General features: G+C 66.9%; 16 protein-coding genes and 2 tRNA genes. 9 read left to right on the top strand and 9 right to left on the bottom strand.

Annotation, left to right across the window (positions count from 1 at the left end; translation table 11 throughout):
- Window positions 1-53 precede the first annotated feature (53 nt).
- Window positions 54-1400, top strand: coding sequence for an MATE family efflux transporter (locus AC1RKE_RS01975; RefSeq protein ID WP_287397908.1), 1347 nt, complete (start codon window positions 54-56; stop codon window positions 1398-1400).
- A 54-nt stretch (window positions 1401-1454) separates the two neighbouring features.
- A complete protein-coding gene (gene metG / locus AC1RKE_RS01970) occupies window positions 1455-3155 on the top strand; it encodes a methionine--tRNA ligase (RefSeq protein ID WP_395942104.1) in 1701 nt (566 codons plus the stop codon).
- Window positions 3156-3165: 10 nt separating this feature from the next.
- Here metG and AC1RKE_RS01965 read toward each other — a convergent pair whose 3' ends face one another.
- The gene (locus tag AC1RKE_RS01965; RefSeq protein ID WP_152950662.1) at window positions 3166-3480 is read right to left on the bottom strand and encodes an ArsR/SmtB family transcription factor; all 315 of its coding nucleotides are present in this window, start codon (window positions 3478-3480) and stop codon (window positions 3166-3168) included.
- A gap of 65 nt (window positions 3481-3545) precedes the next feature.
- Here AC1RKE_RS01965 and AC1RKE_RS01960 point away from each other — a divergent pair, with 65 nt between their 5' ends.
- Window positions 3546-3893 carry a carboxymuconolactone decarboxylase family protein gene (locus tag AC1RKE_RS01960; RefSeq protein WP_191554263.1) on the top strand — a complete coding sequence of 116 codons (348 nt, stop codon included), beginning with the start codon at window positions 3546-3548 and terminating at the stop codon, window positions 3891-3893.
- Here AC1RKE_RS01960 and AC1RKE_RS01955 read toward each other — a convergent pair.
- From AC1RKE_RS01955 to rlmB, 3 genes are read right to left on the bottom strand one after another with little or no spacing between them, the layout of a single operon-like run.
- A complete protein-coding gene (locus AC1RKE_RS01955) occupies window positions 3890-4219 on the bottom strand; it encodes a rhodanese-like domain-containing protein (RefSeq protein ID WP_348684830.1) in 330 nt (109 codons plus the stop codon). The two genes, AC1RKE_RS01960 and AC1RKE_RS01955, sit on opposite strands and share 4 nt — an antisense overlap.
- Window positions 4216-5025 carry a YjbE family putative metal transport protein gene (locus AC1RKE_RS01950; protein WP_054766189.1) on the bottom strand — a complete coding sequence of 270 codons (810 nt, stop codon included), beginning with the start codon at window positions 5023-5025 and terminating at the stop codon, window positions 4216-4218. The genes AC1RKE_RS01955 and AC1RKE_RS01950 overlap by 4 nt, the downstream gene beginning before the upstream one ends.
- A 31-nt stretch (window positions 5026-5056) precedes the next feature.
- Window positions 5057-5941, bottom strand: a complete 885-nt coding sequence (gene rlmB / locus AC1RKE_RS01945) for a 23S rRNA (guanosine(2251)-2'-O)-methyltransferase RlmB (RefSeq protein WP_395942103.1) — start codon at window positions 5939-5941, stop codon at window positions 5057-5059.
- Window positions 5942-6089: 148 nt separating this feature from the next.
- Here rlmB and AC1RKE_RS01940 point away from each other — a divergent pair.
- The 3 genes from AC1RKE_RS01940 (at window position 6090) to tuf (ending at window position 7568) form a co-directional block, all read left to right on the top strand.
- A tRNA-Tyr gene (locus AC1RKE_RS01940) sits at window positions 6090-6173 on the top strand.
- 78 nt (window positions 6174-6251) lie between these two features.
- Window positions 6252-6325, top strand: a tRNA-Gly gene (locus AC1RKE_RS01935).
- Between the two features lie 52 nt (window positions 6326-6377).
- The gene (gene tuf / locus AC1RKE_RS01930; RefSeq protein ID WP_183214793.1) at window positions 6378-7568 is read left to right on the top strand and encodes an elongation factor Tu; all 1191 of its coding nucleotides are present in this window, start codon (window positions 6378-6380) and stop codon (window positions 7566-7568) included.
- A 78-nt stretch (window positions 7569-7646) separates the two neighbouring features.
- On the opposite strand, the gene AC1RKE_RS01925 is transcribed toward tuf, so the two are convergent.
- The 4 genes from AC1RKE_RS01925 to AC1RKE_RS01910 are packed head-to-tail and all read right to left on the bottom strand — an operon-like array spanning window position 7647 to window position 13155.
- Window positions 7647-8204, bottom strand: coding sequence for a CDP-alcohol phosphatidyltransferase family protein (locus tag AC1RKE_RS01925; protein WP_348684224.1), 558 nt, complete (start codon window positions 8202-8204; stop codon window positions 7647-7649).
- Window positions 8205-8215: 11 nt separating this feature from the next.
- Window positions 8216-9001, bottom strand: coding sequence for a DsbA family protein (locus AC1RKE_RS01920; protein WP_191554259.1), 786 nt, complete (start codon window positions 8999-9001; stop codon window positions 8216-8218).
- Window positions 9002-9029: 28 nt separating this feature from the next.
- Window positions 9030-10430, bottom strand: a complete 1401-nt coding sequence (locus AC1RKE_RS01915) for a M48 family metalloprotease (RefSeq protein ID WP_348684225.1) — start codon at window positions 10428-10430, stop codon at window positions 9030-9032.
- Window positions 10431-10488: 58 nt separating this feature from the next.
- Window positions 10489-13155: an Rne/Rng family ribonuclease gene (locus AC1RKE_RS01910; RefSeq protein ID WP_395942352.1), complete on the bottom strand. Its 2667-nt coding sequence runs from the start codon at window positions 13153-13155 to the stop codon at window positions 10489-10491.
- 510 nt (window positions 13156-13665) lie between these two features.
- Between AC1RKE_RS01910 and AC1RKE_RS01905 the strand changes: the two genes are divergently transcribed.
- Entirely contained in the window at window positions 13666-14838 is a 1173-nt protein-coding gene (locus AC1RKE_RS01905; protein WP_348684227.1) for an N-acetylmuramoyl-L-alanine amidase family protein, read from the top strand.
- A 40-nt stretch (window positions 14839-14878) separates the two neighbouring features.
- The gene (locus tag AC1RKE_RS01900) at window positions 14879-15556 is read left to right on the top strand and encodes an SDR family oxidoreductase (protein WP_348684228.1); all 678 of its coding nucleotides are present in this window, start codon (window positions 14879-14881) and stop codon (window positions 15554-15556) included.
- A 12-nt stretch (window positions 15557-15568) separates the two neighbouring features.
- Here AC1RKE_RS01900 and AC1RKE_RS01895 read toward each other — a convergent pair whose 3' ends face one another.
- Window positions 15569-16237, bottom strand: coding sequence for a J domain-containing protein (locus tag AC1RKE_RS01895; protein WP_054766181.1), 669 nt, complete (start codon window positions 16235-16237; stop codon window positions 15569-15571).
- Window positions 16238-16282: 45 nt separating this feature from the next.
- Between AC1RKE_RS01895 and AC1RKE_RS01890 the strand changes: the two genes are divergently transcribed.
- Window positions 16283-16588, top strand: coding sequence for a BolA family protein (locus AC1RKE_RS01890; RefSeq protein WP_348684229.1), 306 nt, complete (start codon window positions 16283-16285; stop codon window positions 16586-16588).
- The last annotated feature ends 22 nt before the right edge of the window (window positions 16589-16610 follow it).

Here is a 16610-nt window from a genome sequence, read left to right as displayed (position 1 = left end):
CAGAGTTTTTGGGAGTTGACCCCGACGATCCCGCATGGCCTGTGCCGCGTCCGATGATCGCGCTCAGCTCCCAGACCCGCACCGCCTTCCACGACCTGCTGAACCTGGCCTGGCCGGTGATCCTGGCGCGGATCGGCATCATGACCATGGGTCTGACCGACGCCATTGTCGTCGGCAATTTCTCAAGCCGCGAACTGGCCTTCCACTCTCTGGCCTGGGCGCCGACGTCCATCGTGGTGACGACGGCGGTCGGTCTGATGCTGGGCGTTCAGGTGATGACCGCGCGGATGCTGGGCGAGGGACGGCGGCACTCGGTCGGCTCGGTGCTGCGCCGGGGCATGACCTATTCGTTGCAGATCGGCGTGGTCTCCATGATCGCCCTGATCGCGATCGGTCCGTGGGGGCTCGGCAAGATGGGCCTGGAAGACGGTCTGGCCGAGGGGGCGAGCCCCGCCCTGATCGTCTTCGCCCTGTCCATGCCCTTCTATCTGATCTCGGTGACGGGCCAGTTCTTCCTGGAGGCTCTGGGGCGGCCCAAGCCGGGCATGGTCGCCATGTGGGTCGCCAACGGGGTCAATCTGACGCTGAACCTGCTGTTGGTGCCGGATCTTTTGGGGATCGGCTTCAACGGCGCCTTCGCCTCGGCCTGGGCGACCTTCGGGGCGCGGGCGGCCCTGGCGCTCTTTCTGGTGGTTTATATTCTGCGCCTGCCCGAGGCGCGCGCCCTGGGTGTATTCGACAAGCCCGAACGCGATCCCCAGGCCGCGCGGGAACAGGTCAAGGTCGGCCTGGGCGCCGGCGCCTCCTATTTTATCGAGGTCGGAGCCTTTTCCGGTTTCACCTTCTTTGCCGGCCAGATCGGCGCGGCCGAGACGGCGGCCTGGGCCGTGGTGCTGAACGTCTCGGCCATCGTCTTCATGCTGCCCATGGGGCTGTCCTCGGCGACGGCGGTGCTGGTGGGCCGCAGCTATGGCGCCGGCGATGGCCGAGGGGTGTTGCGGGCCGGTCTGGTCGGCCTGGGCGTCGTCACGGCCCTGACCTTCGTCGTCGCCCTGGCGGTCTGGCCCAGCGCCCATCTGATCGTCGGCGCCTATAACCGCGACCCGGCGCTCTTGGCCATCGCCGCCCCGGCACTGGCGCTGGCGACCCTGTTCTTCGTAGCGGACGGCATCCAGGTGGTGGCCGCCCAGGCGAACCGCGCCGCGGGCGACGTCTGGTGGCCGACCATCCTGCATTTCACCGCCTATGGGGCTGTCATGATGCCGCTGGGCTGGGTCCTGGCGCACCAAATGGGCGTGAACGGCTTGGTGTGGGCGGTGGTCATCGCCAGCCTTGCCTCCTCGACCCTGTTGACGGGGCGATTCATCCGTATTGCGCGCCGACTGCCGCAAGGCGTTTGAGGAAACGACGTCGCCGCTCTATATCCCTGCGCTTCCCCGAACTCCTGGACGATCATGGCCCGCATCCTCATCACCTCGGCGCTGCCCTACATCAACGGCATCAAGCACCTGGGGAATCTGGCGGGCTCCATGTTGCCGGCCGACGTCTGGGCGCGTTTCAAGCGGGCTCAAGGCCATGACGTCCTCTATATCTGCGCCACGGACGAGCACGGCACCCCGGCCGAGCTGGCCGCCGCCGCCGCCGGCCAGGACGTCCGCACCTATTGCGACGAGCAGCACGAGATCCAGAAGGCCGCCGGTCAGGCCTTCGGCCTGAGCTATGACTGGTTCGGCCGGTCGTCCAACCCGCAGAACCATCGCCTGACCCAGCATTTCGCCGAGGCCCTGGAGAAGAACGGCCTGATCGAGGAGCGGGTGGATCGGATGATCTATTCGATCGACGACGCCCGCTTCCTGCCCGACCGCTATGTCGAGGGGACCTGCCCGCACTGCGGCCATGTCGGCGCGCGCGGCGACCAGTGCGACAACTGCGGCCGGCTGCTGGACCCGACCGACCTGATCGACCCCTATTCGTCGGTGTCGGGCTCTCGGAATCTGGAGGTGCGCGACACCCGTCACCTGTATCTGCTTCAGACCAGGATCGAGCCCCAGATCCGCGCCTGGGTCGACGGCAAGACCGGTTGGCAGACGCTGGCCAAGTCCATCGCCTACAAGCATCTGGACGAGGGGCTGATCGACCGGGGCATCACCCGCGACCTGGCCTGGGGCGTGCCGGTGACCAAGGACGGCTTCCCCCGCCCGGGCATGGAGGACAAGGTCTTCTACGTCTGGTTCGACGCACCCATCGAATATATCGCCGCGACCGAGGAGTGGGCCGAGGCTACGGGCCGGACCTGGCGCGACTGGTGGCGTCTGGACGAGGGGGCCGAGGACGTCCGCTATGTTCAGTTCATGGGCAAGGACAACGTCGCCTTCCACACCGTCAGCTTCCCGGCGACCATCATCGGCTCGGGCGAGCCGTGGAAGACGGTGGACCAGCTGAAGGCCTTCAACTGGCTGAACTGGTACGGCGGCAAGTTCTCGACCAGCCAGAAGCGCGGCGTCTTCATGGACCAGGCGCTGGAGCTGCTGCCGGCCGACTACTGGCGCTGGCGCCTGACGGCCTATGGGCCGGAACACGCGGATTCGGCCTTCACCTGGGAGGATTTCCAGGCCTCGACCAACAAGGATCTGGCCGACGTTCTGGGCAATTTCGTCAATCGGATCGTCAAGTTCGCCGAGTCCAAGTTCGACGGCGTCGTGCCGGAGGGCGGGGAACCCGGTCCGGTCGAGATCCAGCTGGAGGCCGACATCCGGGCCGCCGTCGCCGAGGCGACCGAACAGTTCGAGGCGATGGAGTTCCGCAAGGCCGCCGTCGCCATCCGCGCCGCCTGGGTGCTGGGCAACGAATATCTGCAGGTCGCCGCCCCCTGGACCGCCCTGAAGACCGACCGCGACCGGGCGGCGGTGGGCGTGCGCACCGGCCTGAACCTGGTGGCCCTGTTCGCCCGTTTGGCGGCGCCGATTCTGCCCTTCTCGGCTGAGAAGATCGCCGCCTCGGTCGGCTCGACCGATCTCAGCTGGCCCGCAGCGGACGAGGACTTGCTGAACCGTCTGCCGGTCGGCGGCGAGGTCGAGGCTCAGGGCGTGCTGTTCGCCAAGATCGAAGACGCCCAGGTCGCGGAATGGTCCGAACGCTTCGGCGGGGCGGAGTAGGGCGACCGCCTCAGTCCGCCTGCAGGCTCCCGCAGAAATGGGCGTGCAGCACGTCCATGACCTGAACCGCCGCCGGATGGACGATGAAATAGGTCAGGGTGCGGTGGTCGCGGCGAACGTCGATCACCCCCTCGTCCTTCAGCTTGGCCAGATGCTGGGACATGGATGTAGGGGCCATGCCGGTCTCGGCGATCAGGGTGGAGACGTTGCGCTCTCCCTGGGCCAGGGCGCACAGGATCAGCAGCCGGTGCGGACTGGCCAGCCCCTTCAGAAACGCCGCCGCCTGATCCGCTCGGGCCGGAAGGCCGTCGAAGACAGCGGTCATCGGTAGGTCTTTACATTTCATATTTCGATCATATCATAAATATCGAAATTGAAAAGGAGGCCGTTATGGCCAAGGACTATACGGCGCTGACGCGCGATATCTCGGCCTATATCGGTGAACTGCGCCGGGCGCAGCCGGGGCCGATGCAGGCCTTTTCGGAACTGGCCAAGACGGCGACCGCCGACGGCGCCCTGGACAAGAAGACCAAAGAGCTGATCGCCCTGGCGATCGGCGTGTCCCAGCGGTGCGACGGCTGTATCGGCTTTCATGCCAAGGCGCTGAAGGATTTGGGCGCGACGCGCGACGAGATCGCCGAAGTCATGGCCATGACGGTCTATATGGGCGGCGGCCCGGCCCTGATGTACGCCGCCGACGCCCTGCGCGCCTATGACCAGTTCGCCGAGGCCGGCTAGCCCTCGACGATCGGCAGACCGGCGGCGGCCCAGGCCTGGATCCCGCCGGTCAGGTTGAACAGCGGCTGACCCTCCGGCCCGGTCGGACCCACATAGGCGCAGACCTGATGGCTGCGACCGCCCTTCAGGCACATGACCACGATCTTGCGGTCGGCCGGAAGGTCCAGCGCCTGCCAGGCGGCGGGCATGGCGCTGAGCGGGGCCAGGATGGCGCCGTCGATGCGGGCGGCGGCGAACTCGTCCGCCTCGCGCACGTCGATCAGCACGGCTTCGCCCGCTTGCAGCCAGGCGGCGGCGGTTTCGACATCGACCGTCGCGACCGTCATGCGGCGGGCGCAGTCGGGGCGGCGGGCGCAGGGGCGGAACTGTCCTCGGTCCGCTTTTGGCCCATGTGTTTGGCCGCTTCCTCGGGACTTATCTCGATGAAGGCCGGCGCCGAGGCGTTGAACTCATCCATATGGCCGGTGCGGACCACCACCTGACGCGCGCCGTCCCAGATCATATGCAGGGCGACGTACAGAACCACGACCAGACCGACATAGCCGATCCAGCGGAAGCGGTGCAGCAGACGGGCGATATAGGTCGCCGCCACACCCATCAGGGCGATGGATAGGATCAGGCCGAAGACCATGATCCAAGGGTGTTCGTGGGCGGCGCCGGCGACGGCCAGCACATTGTCAAGCGACATGGTGATGTCGGCGATCATGATCTGGAGCAGGGCGGCGCCGAAGGACTTGCGCTTGACGCCCAGCTCTTCGGGCGAGGGGCCGGTGCCGTGCTCGATGCTCAGGGCGAGCTCCAGCTCCTTTTCCGCCTCGGCCTGATCGTGGGTGCGCTGCTCCTGCAGTTCTCGCCACATCTTCCAACAGACCCAAAGCAGCAGAAGACCGCCCGCCAGCAGCAGCCCGACCAGGGCCAGCAGCTGCACGGTGATCAGGGCGAAGCCGATGCGCATGACCACGGCGGCGGCCAGGCCGATCAGAATGGCCTTCTTGCGCTGTTCCTGGGGCAGGGCGGCGGCGGCCAGGCCGACGGCGACGGCGTTGTCGCCGGCCAGGACCAGATCCATCAGCAGAACCTGGCCCAGCGCGGTCGCTTGGCTGGCGAGTTCGGGAGAAGAGAGGAATTCCATGGCGGCTCCTTAACCTCGCCCGCGCCGTCTGTCAGCCGCGTTGCGCGCGCGCAGCCTCATAAAGCGCCACGGCCGCCGCATTGGAGACGTTCAGGCTCTCGAATCCGCCCGGCATGGGGATCTTGGCCAGGACGTCGCAATGTTCGGCCACCAGACGACGGATGCCGTCGCCTTCGGAACCCATGACCAGGACCGTCGGCTGGGCGTCCAGCGCCTCTTCCAGCGTCTGCTCGGCCGAACCGTCCAGGCCGACCGCGCGCCAGCCCAGATCCGCCAGTCTTTCCAGGGCGCGCGACAGATTGGTTACTCGCGCATGGGGCAGGCGTTCGGTGGCGCCGACCGCCGCCTTGGCCAGGGCGCCGGCCAGGGCGGGCGCATGGCGATCCTGAACGACGATCCCTCGCGCCCCAAAAGCCAGGGCCGAGCGGAAGACGGCGCCGACGTTCTGCGGATCGGTCAACTGGTCCAGCATGACGATGACCCCCTGGGCCGGATCGGCCAGATCGTCCAGCGACACCCCTTCCAGCGGCTGGACCTTGAAGGCCAGGCCCTGATGGACGGCGCCGGGCGGCAGCATGCGGGTCAGGATCTGGCCCTCGACCACTTCGATCTTGTGGCCATGCGCCAATCGGCCGTCCTCGATTTCGGCGGCGCGCTCGGGCGTGGCCAGCAACCGGCCCATGCCGCGCCGCGCCGGATTCGCCAGGGCGGCGAGGACGGGGTGACGGCCCCACAGAAAATTATCGGCGTCCGCCTTGCCGCGATCGGGCGAACGCGGGGTTCGGCTCGCATCCTCTCGGCCGGAAAAGCCTTTTGTGACAGGCTTTTGGCCCCTTTCCCGCGGGCCGGAAGATGGGTTTGCTGGGATTGGCTTTTTACCGCTTCTACGGTCGTTGCGTTCTGATTTCGACGACACTATAAGACGCCCTCCGATTTGGAGCCCCAAGGGCTTTCGGGTCTGGGCGCCCCCTCTACTGCAGAGGAGGCGACATGCCGAAGGCTTTTGTTTCGTCCCGCTTGATTATGGGCGGAACGAGGGGTCCGGCGGTTCGACAAGGCGCGTTGGGGGAATGTCCCGAGCGGCAAAGGGGGGGGACTGTAAATCCCCTGCGTAAGCTTCGAAGGTTCGAGTCCTTCTTCCCCCACCACGCGCCTTCGAACACGACGGATCAGGACGACGGAGAGGAATCGGCTGCGGCGTTCCCCGGAACTTCCGCAGTCTCCGCGCGGGTATAGCACAATGGTAGTGCAGCAGCCTTCCAAGCTGAGGATGTCGGTTCGATCCCGTCTACCCGCTCCAGGTTTTTAGATCAGCATCGCGCCCCTCAACCCGGGCCATCAGGAGTTTGGCCATGGCCAAGGAAAAGTTCGAACGCACGAAGCCGCACTGCAACATCGGCACGATCGGTCACGTTGACCACGGCAAGACGACGCTGACGGCGGCGATCACGATGACGCTGGCGAAGGCCGGCGGCGCCAAGGCGATGAACTACGCCGACATCGACGCTGCGCCGGAAGAGAAGGCGCGCGGCATCACGATCAACACGGCGCACGTGGAATATGAGACGGCGAACCGTCACTATGCGCACGTCGACTGCCCCGGCCACGCCGACTATGTGAAGAACATGATCACCGGCGCGGCGCAGATGGACGGCGCGATCCTGGTGGTTTCGGCCGCGGACGGCCCGATGCCGCAGACGCGCGAGCACATCCTGCTGGCCCGTCAGGTCGGCGTGCCGGCCCTGGTGGTCTTCATGAACAAGGTCGATCTGGTCGACGACGAAGAGCTGCTGGAGCTGGTCGAGATGGAAGTGCGCGAGCTCCTGAGCTCGTACCAGTTCCCGGGCGACGAGATCCCGATCACCAAGGGTTCGGCCAAGGCCGCGACCGACGGCGTGAACCCGGAGATCGGCGAACAGCGCATCCTGGCGCTGATGGAGACGGTCGACAGCTACATCCCGCAGCCTGAGCGTCCGGTGGACCTGCCGTTCCTGATGCCGGTTGAAGACGTCTTCTCGATCTCGGGCCGCGGCACCGTGGTGACCGGCCGCGTCGAAAAGGGCGTGATCAAGGTCGGTGAAGAAGTCGAGATCGTCGGCATCCGTCCGGTCCAGAAGACGACCTGCACGGGCGTGGAAATGTTCCGCAAGCTGCTGGACCAGGGCCAGGCGGGCGACAACGTCGGCGTTCTGCTGCGCGGCACCAAGCGTGAAGACGTCGAGCGCGGTCAGGTTCTGTGCAAGCCGGGTTCGATCACCCCGCACACCAAGTTCGTGGCCGAGGCCTACATCCTGACCAAGGAAGAGGGCGGCCGTCACACCCCGTTCTTCACCAACTATCGTCCGCAGTTCTACTTCCGCACGACCGACGTGACCGGCATCGTGAAGCTGAAGGAAGGCGTCGAGATGATCATGCCCGGCGACAACGCCGAGCTGAACGTCGAACTGATCACCCCGATCGCCATGGACCAGGGCCTGCGCTTCGCCATCCGTGAAGGCGGCCGCACCGTCGGCGCCGGCGTCGTGGCCAAGATCGTCGAGTAATCGACGGTCCAAACGACCCGAAGACCTCAGCGGCCCCCGGAGAAATCCGGGGGCCGTTTTGCTGTGCGGGCTTGGGTCTTATCGCGAGCCCAGGCTGAAGACGGACGGCACGTCACAGCGCCAGGTCTTCAGTCGCAGGGTGATGGCGGCGGCCTCCAACTGCGAGACCACGCCCAAGCCCAAGGCGGCCCAGAGCAGCGCGGTGGGCTGGCCCGTTACGAACAGTTGGGCGAACAAGACCCAGAGCGCGAGGCAGAAGAACTTGGACAACCAGTGATGTGGCGCGGCTTCGCGCCGGAACTTCACGATGCTGAGGGCTTGGTTGGCCGCTTCGAGGGCTAAAAGCGTCAGCGCGGGCGGCATCAGCGTCGGTCCCAGAGACGGGTGCATCAAAATCAGGGCGATCGCAGCGCCAAGCCAGAAGGAGACATCGGCGCGACTGTCCCAAAGTCTCAGGTTCGGCGTGACGCAATCGAGACGGCGCGCGATCACGCCGTCTAAGATATCGGACAGGACGGCGAGCGAGAGCAGGACTGCGGCCGTAATGGCTGCCGACGGGCCGATAAGCGCCAGGCCAAGCAGGGCTGGGGCCGCCACCAGCCGAAAGATCACCAGAGCCCAGGGCAGCCGCCGCATTGTGCTTGGCCTTATCGCTTCGCCGCCTCGATCATGCGGGCGATTTCGGCCGGGTCGATGCTGGCGGCGGCCTTGCCGTTGACGAAGAAGGTCGGGGTGCCTTGAAGCTTCAGGGCGGCGGCCGTGGTGTGGATGTCGGCGATGTGGCGGGTGGTGTCGGGTGCGGCCAGGGTCGCCTTGGCGCGGGCCAGATCGACGCCGTGTTCGACCAGGATGCGGTCGATGGTCTCTGGCGTCAGAGCCCTTTCGGTCATCAGGGCGTCATAGACCTCGAGATACTTGCCCTGCTGATGGGCGGCCAGGGCGGCGCGGGCGGCGTATTGCGAGGTTATGTCCTCTCCCCGGTCCAGGATCGGCCAATCCTTGAAGACGAAGCGGACGTCCGGATGGGCGGCCATCAGGGCGCGGTACTGGGGCGCCACCGCCTTGCAGCCGGGGCAGCGGAAGTCGAAGAATTCGATCACCGTCACCTTGGCGTCTGCCGGACCGAAGGCGGGGTCGCGGCGGTCGGGGGCCAGAAGCGCGGCGTTGGCGGCGGCGGCCTGGTTGGTTTCATCGACGCGGGCCTGCCCCTCCTTGGCCTGCAAGGCGAGGCTGGCTTCCTGCAGGACTTCGGGATGTTCCAGGAGATAGGCGCGGACATCGCTGGACCCGCCGCCGAGATAGGGCGCGGCGGCCAGGCCCAGGGCGACCACCGACACCCCCAGGGCGACATAGCCGGCGACGGCCCCGTTCATCCGGCGGGCCGGGGCGGGCGGAGCGGCGGGTGTCTCGGGCGCGGGGGCGTCGTGGGTCATGAGGTCTCGCAACAGGCGGAGAGGGGGATCAGTTCAGGGTGGCGGGGCGACGGCCGGCTTCGCGGCGATCGAGGTCCAAAAGATCATCGGGCGTCGCGCCGGACGCCAGGACGATATCGACCGCCCGGCGCCATTCGATGGAGTTCGGGTCCAGCATGCTGCGGGCGCGCAGGGCGAACTGGGTGGCCTGCTGTTCCTGGCCGGCGGCGAAATAGTATTCCGCGGTCGCCAGCCGGGCCTCGCCCTCCTTGCCCTGGGCGGCGTAGGCCTGTCCCAGCAAACGCCAGGCCATGGTGTTCTCGCGCTCGGCGACCGTGGCGTGTTTGAGCTGGTCGATGGCCTCGTCGAGGTTCTTGGGGTCCTCTGTGCCGATCAGGGCGTGGGCCAGGTTGATCCGCAGCAGGGGGGCGTCAGGCTTCAGCCGCACCGCCTCGCGGTGGGCGGTTACGGCCTCGGTCGGGCGGCCCTCTTCGAAATAGATCTGGCCCTTCAGTTCCGCGAAATAGGGGTTCTGAGGGTCTTCGGCGATCAGGGCGTCCACAGCCGTCAGCGCCTTGTCGGTCTGGCCGTCCCGATACCAGGCGATGGCGCGAGCGTAGCGGCCGGGCAGGCTGACATCGGAAGACGGATAGGCCCGCAGGGTGGTGTTCGGCGGGTCCATGAAGGCGTGGATCTTGGCCAGGATCAGGGCGTGCTGGGCCATTCGCTCGGGACTGTCGCGATGCGCGTAGTGGGGCTGGTCCTGGACGAAACGGCGCACCGATTCGATCCGCTGCGACGACAGGGGGTGGCTGCGGAAATAGGGATAGCGGCGGGCGTCGGAGAAGACCTCCTGGGCGCGGAAATTCTCGAAGAAGGACACCAGGCCGGCCCCGGATTCACCGGCGCCTTCCAGGGCGCGCGCGCCGGTCAGATCGGCCTCTCCCTCCTGGCTCTGCATATATTGCAGGGCCCCGATCGTGCCGAAATACTGGCTGGAGCCCAAGAGGGCGACGCCGGCGTCCGGCGCGCCGGCGGCGATGGCCAGGGCGCCCAGGGCCATGGTCATGAACATCGGCTGTTTGGCCGCGTTCTGGGCCCCGTCGCGCAGGGTGTGGCGGTTCTTGATATGGCCCGCCTCGTGCGCCATCACGCCCAAAAGCTCATTGGGGTTTTTGGTCCGCAGGATCAGGCCCGTGTTCACGCCCATGATCCGCCCGCGCGTGGCGAAGGCGTTCAGCTCATTGTCATTGACCAGAAGAACCTCGACGTCGGTCGGGTTCAGACCCATGGAGACGAAGACCGGATCGACCCATTCGCGGATGATCCCCTCGATCTCGGTGTCGCGGATCAGGCTCTGGGCCGAGGCCTGACCGGCGGCGACGAGGGCTGCAAAGCCCACCGCCGCCGCGGTCAGAAGGCGGGATGCGGATCGGGGAAGCCACGTCATGGCGTACTCCAAAAACGACCGGCCCCCGCCTGCATCCTGACAGCTTAATCGTGACCGATCAGCGGCGCCACCACCCGCGCTTGGGCTTTTCAGGCGGGGCGACGATTTGATTGGGGTCTTCGGCGATGATGGCTTCGATATCGACCTCGGGCTTGGGCGCCTCGAAGGTTTCCAACTCCGCCGTCGCGGCCGTCAGCACCGGCTGGTCGGCCTCGACCGCCGTCGGCGTCGCTTCCGGCTGGACCGGTTCAGGCTCAGGCGTGACGGCGGCGGCTGGCGTTTCGCTTTCGACTTCGACCTCGACCTCCGCCTCGGCCGGCGTCGCGACGGTTGGGGCGGCGGCGGTCTTGCGGCGCACGCGACGGCGCTGCGGCTCGGGCTGTACGGCGGATTGCGGTTCGGCTTGCGCCTCCGGCTGAGCCTCGGCGGCGACGGTCTCGGTCAGGACCGCCGCCTCCGGGGTCTCGTCGGCGGTTTCGGCGACGGCGGCGTCCGCCTTGAGGTCCTGGGCGTCGCCGCCTCGGCCCCGACCGCGTCTGCGACGGCGCCGCGAACGTCCGCCCTCTTCGCCGCCGCTTGCCGCAGCGACGACGTTCAGACCTTCAACCTCGGCCTCGGCCGCCGCGGGGCGATCGCCGCGCTCAGCACGGTCGGAGCGGGGCTCTGGCCGTCCCGGATTCAGCGGATCGAACCAGACATAGGGATTGTCCAGCGACGGCGTGCGGCCGCGCACCCAGCTGTAGACGTCACGCTCGCCGTCCTCGCGCACCCGGCGCCCGCCGCGGCGGCCACGGCGACGGCGGCGACCGTTCTCATCGTCCTCATCGTCCGAGGCGTCGGCGACATCCATCGTATCGGCGGTGTCCGTTTCCCCGCCTTCCTCGTCGCGACGCCCGCCGCGACGACGGCGACGGTTCCGTCCGCGACCGCCCCCGTCGTGACGTTCGGCCCGCTCGCGCGGCTCGTCATCGTCGCTGTCCTCGCGGTCCAGGGCGTCCAGATCGTCGTCCTCGTCGTCGGTGATGATCTCTTCGTCGTCCTCCTCATCCTCGTCTTCATAGAGGGAGGCGTCGAAATCGTCGTCGAGGTTGGGCATCTCGATCTCGGGCGCGACGAAGTCCTCGTTGGTCTCGGTACGCTCGATATTGTGTTCGCCCTGGCCCAGGCTGTCGTCGATCTGGACGATGACGTTCAGACCGCGACGCTCCAGCAGCGACTGCAGATAGGCGCGCTTGTGGTTCAGGATGTAAAGGCCGACGGCGGTGCAGACCTTCAGCACCACGACGCCCGCGCCGTTCTTGCCGGCCTCGATATCGACAGCGCGCAGGGTCATCAAGGCGGCGGATTCGGCTGAGCGGATGCGGCCGGTGCCCTGGCAGTGCGGGCACGCCTCGGTTGCGCCCTCGATCACGCCCAGGCGACGACGCTGGCGGCTGATCTCCATCAGGCCGAAGGGCGAGATGCGGCCCATCTGGATACGGGCGCGGTCGGTCGACAGGGCCTCCTTCAGCACCCGCTCGACCGTGCGGTTGTTCTTGCCTTCATCCATGTCGATGAAGTCGATGACGACCAGGCCGGCGAGGTCGCGCAGGCGCAGCTGGCGGGCGGCTTCTTCCGCCGCTTCCAGGTTGGTCTTGAACGCCGTCTGTTCGACGTTGCGTTCCTTGGTGGCGCGGCCCGAGTTGACGTCGATAGCCACCAGGGCTTCGGTCTGGTTGATGACCAGATAGCCGCCCGACTTCAGCGGCACGACCGGCTGATGGATTTGGGTCAGCAGTTCTTCGATGCCGTTGGCCGCGAACAGGGGGCGCGAGCCGCGGTACAGGTGAACCTTCTTGGCCTGAGCGGGCATCAGCACGCGCATGAAGTCGCGCGCTTCCTTGAAGCCCTCGACGCCCTCGACCTGAATGCCGTCGAAGTCCTTGTCGAACATGTCGCGCACGGCGCGCCGGACGAGGTTCTCTTCTTCGTAGATCAGAGAGGGGGCGTGGGAGGCGAGGGTTGTCTCGCGGATCGTCTCCCACAGACGCAGCAGATATTGATAGTCGCGCTTGATCTCGGCCTTGGTGCGCTTGGCGCCGGCGGTGCGGATGATCAGGCCCATGCCCTTGGGCACGTCGAGGGCCGCGACGGCGCTCTTCAGCCGGCGACGGTCCGAGGTGTTGGTGATCTTGCGGCTGATGCCGCCGCCCTTGCCGGTGTTGGGCATCAGGACGCAGTAGCGGCCGGCCAGCGACAGCCAGGTGGTCAGGGCTGCGCCCTTGGCGCCGCGCTCGTCCTTGACGACCTGCACCAGCAGGATCTGGCGACGCTTGATGACGTCCTGGATCTTGTAGCGGCGCATCAGCCGGCGCTTCAGCCGCTCTTCGTCGGCCAGGGCGGCCTCCGGATCGACGTCGTCGCCGGTGGATTCCCGATCCAGATCGTCCTCGTCCTCGTCGTCATGCGCCTCGGCCATGATGGCTTCGCGGTCGGCGACGGGGATCTGGTAGTAGTCCGGGTGGATTTCGTTGAAGGCCAGAAAGCCGTGACGGTTGCCGCCGTATTCGACAAAGGCGGCCTGTAGGCTGGGCTCTACGCGAGTGACCTTGGCAAGATAGATGTTGCCGCGAAGCTGGCGCTTCGCGCGGGATTCGAAATCGAATTCCTCAATCTGGCGTCCGTCTACGATCGCGACCCGGGTTTCTTCCGGGTGGGCCGCGTCGATCAGCATGGTCTTTGACATGGAAAGTCTCTCTCTGGCGCGCACAGGCCGACCGTCCCGGAACACCGGGCAGGGTCATGGCGGCTCGCCGAATGGGGGTAGGGGCCGGCGCGTGCGACTTCCCTTCGCCGAGGAGGGCGAAAGAGGCTTGGTCAAGCCGTAGGGGAAGGCAGGCGGAAAGGCCCATGGAGGTCGTCGGTCCTGAACCGGGCGCGCCAAACCTGGGGGGAAGGCCGCGACCCTGGTCCGCTCTTCGAACCATCGGCGACGCCGGGGCGGTTCTCGGATTGGTGAAAGTCAGCGCCGCGAGGAGGGCGCGCCCCTATTCGCACAGGCGAAAGGGCGCGATCGGTTCGCGGACGGTTCACAGCATAGTCACGCCGCATGCGAATGAAAAGGTGTTCGGCCTTAACCCCCTGAATACGAGCCTCTGGCATGATGGATCCGAAGTCGCAGTAGGAGTGGTTTGCAGGCGTCATGGGCGGTCGCGCTGTCACAGGAATGAGCCGTTGGGGCGCGAAGGAATGGGCGATGACCGCCCTGGCCTTCGTGGTCATCTGCGCCTGCGTCCTGTTTGCGACGCGCGGTTTCGCCTGGGGCGCCCAGGGCGACGTGCTGGCCGTGCGTTTCGGCGCCGATCGGGATCGGACCCGTGTGGTCATTGATCTGGACAAGTCCACACAGGGGCGCGTGATCAATGCGGGCGACGGCGGACGGATCACCCTGGCTCTGGCCGGAGTGGCGCCGGGACGCGGCTTGAACGGCGGCGGATCGGGCCTTGTTCGCGCCTATCAGGTGACGGCGGTCGGCGGCGCCTCTCGCGTTGAGTTGGAGCTGGCGCGCGACAGCCAGATCGAGCGACGCTTTCTTCTGCCGCCTGGCGACGGGGTGGCCCACTATCGCTATGTGGTCGATCTAAAGGCGAACGGAGGCGCCGTCGGCCCCGCTGCGCCGCGTGTCTCGCCGACCCCGGCTCCCCGACGTGCCGAAAAACCGCTGGTCGTCATCGACGCGGGCCACGGCGGCCGCGATCCGGGGGCAAGCGGCGCGAAGGTGAGTGAGAGTGAGGTGACTCTTGCCGCGGCCCTGACCCTGAAGGCCGAGTTGGAGCGCACGGGCCGGTATCGCGTTCTGCTGACACGCGAAACCAACACCTATGTCGATCTGTATCGCCGTGTCGCCATTGCGCGTCGGGCCGACGCGGATCTGTTCATCTCGCTGCACGCGGATGCTGGGACGGACCCGGCCGTGCGGGGCGCCAGCGTTTACACCCTGTCCGAACAGGGCGCAGGGCGGGCGGTGCGCGAGTTCACGCGGAGCGACAACTGGCATCGCGAACTGCATCTGCCCGGCCGCGACCCTTCGGTGGACCGCATCCTGCTGGACATGACCCAGCGTGCGACCCAGAACCGATCAGCCCAGTTCGCCCGTGTGCTGCTGACGCATTTGGAGGCCTCGGACCATCCGCTGCTGCGCCGCAGCCATCGCGATGCGGGCCTCGCCGTGCTTCTGGCGCCGGACGTGCCGGCGGTTCTGCTGGAGATGGGCTTCATCACCAATCCCGAGGACGAACGGCTGTTGACTGATGAACGGGCGCGTCGCCGCCTGATGAGGTCGGTCGCCGACGGCATTGACCGCTATTTCCGCGAGCCCGCCGCGGCCCTGGTGACCGCCTCCAACGACGGACCCGCCGGTCAGCCCTGACCGGTCGGCAACCAAGCCGGGGCTTGGCGGTTGTCGGATCATGAAGAGAGCAATCGTCACGGGAGGCGCCGGCCTGATCGGCGCCGGCATATGTCAGGCTCTGGCCAGCGAAGGCTGGCAGGTCGTCTCATTCGACAAGAAGGCCGCCGCGCCGGGCACGCGGCAGATCCTGTGCGACGTCGGCGACGAAGCCTCGGTCGCCGCCGCCTTCGAGGATCTGGGGTGGTCCGAGCTCGATCTTCTGGTCAACAACGCCGGCATCGCTGATCCCGCGAATGGTCCGTTGGCCGAATTGTCGCTGGAGGCCTGGCGCCGCACCCTGGACAGTCACCTGACCGGCGCCTTTCTGATGAGCCGTGCGGTCATTCCCCGCCTGAGGGAAGGGGCGAGCGTGGTCAACATGGTTTCGACCCGCGCCTTCATGTCCGAGCCCGAGACGGAAGCCTACGCCGCGGCCAAGGGGGCCCTTGTCGCCCTGACCCACGCCATGGCGATCAGCCTGGGGCCAAAGGTGCGGGTCAATGCGATCGCGCCGGGGTGGGTCGCTGATCCTGACGATGTGACCGCTGCCGACCACGAGCAGCATCCGGTCGGTCGCGTGGGGCGGGCGAAGGACGTCGCCCAGGCCGTGCTCTATCTGGCGGCGGCCGAGTTCGTCACAGGACAGGTGCTGACCCTGGACGGCGGGATGACGCGAAAGATGATCTACGCCGACTAGGGGCGAGCTGTCCTAGGCCAGGCCCGCCTTCTTCAGCGTCTTCCAGGCCTTGATCACCCGCTGCAGCTTGGCCTCGGCGCCGCGGTCCCCGCCGTTGGTGTCGGGATGAAAGCGCTTCAGCATCTCGTGGTAGCGGGCCTTGACCGCCGCCTTGTCCGCGCCGGGCTCCAGGTCCAGATCGGCCAGGGCGCCGCGTTCCAGCTTGCCGACGCGCCGATCCTCGGTCGGCGACTGGGGCGCCTGATCGCCGCGACGGCCGAAAAGGCCGAAACTGTCGCGCCATGAGCCGGCGCCTGTGGTGTTCGACGTACCCATCTTCGCCGAGAAGGCGGCGGCTTCACGCGTGAATCGACCCGCCTTCATCTCCCAGGTCGGGCGTCCGCCCGTCATGGCCTCGTTTTCCTGAGCCGCGCGAATCTCGCCTTCGGTCATGCCGGCGTAGAAGTTCCAGCCCTTGTTGTACTCACCCGCATGGGCCTGGCAGAACTCATAAAAGTCGTTCAGTCGTTCGCGCGACTTGGGCGCCTTGGCGGTCGCGGCGCGGCGGCAGTCCGGCCACTGGCACGGCTTTTCGCCGGGCTTGAGATGCAAAACATCCGCCTGGGCCGCTTCCTCCTCGGCCTTGGGCGGTTTCACGCGGATGTCGGTGAATCGCGGCTTGTATTGAAAGGAGGCGGACATCACACGAAGTGTAGTTCGGATTTGGACCTCTTCAAGGAAACGATCATGTCAGACGGGCCCGTGGCGACGATTATCCGTGAAAAACTGACCGCTGCGTTGTCGCCGCAACGTCTTCAGATCGAAGACGACAGCTGGCGGCACGCCGGTCATCACCATGAGGGCGGCATGGACGCCCAGCCGGGTGGGGAGAGTCATTTCAACCTTTTGATCGTGTCGTCCGCCTTCGAGGGCGTTTCGCGGGTGCTGCGCCAGCGGCGGATCAACGACCTTCTGCGCGCCGAACTGGCCGGGCCTGTACACGCCCTGTCCATAAAGGCCCTGACGCCGGCGGAGGCCGTTCACAGCGTCTGATTGCGGCGGAGACCAGCGTTCA

Source organism: Brevundimonas sp. GW822-FHT03E11 (assembly GCF_058801445.1).
The sequence above is the reverse complement of the archived record's forward strand: the minus strand, read 5'-3'. Positions and strand labels throughout refer to the sequence as shown.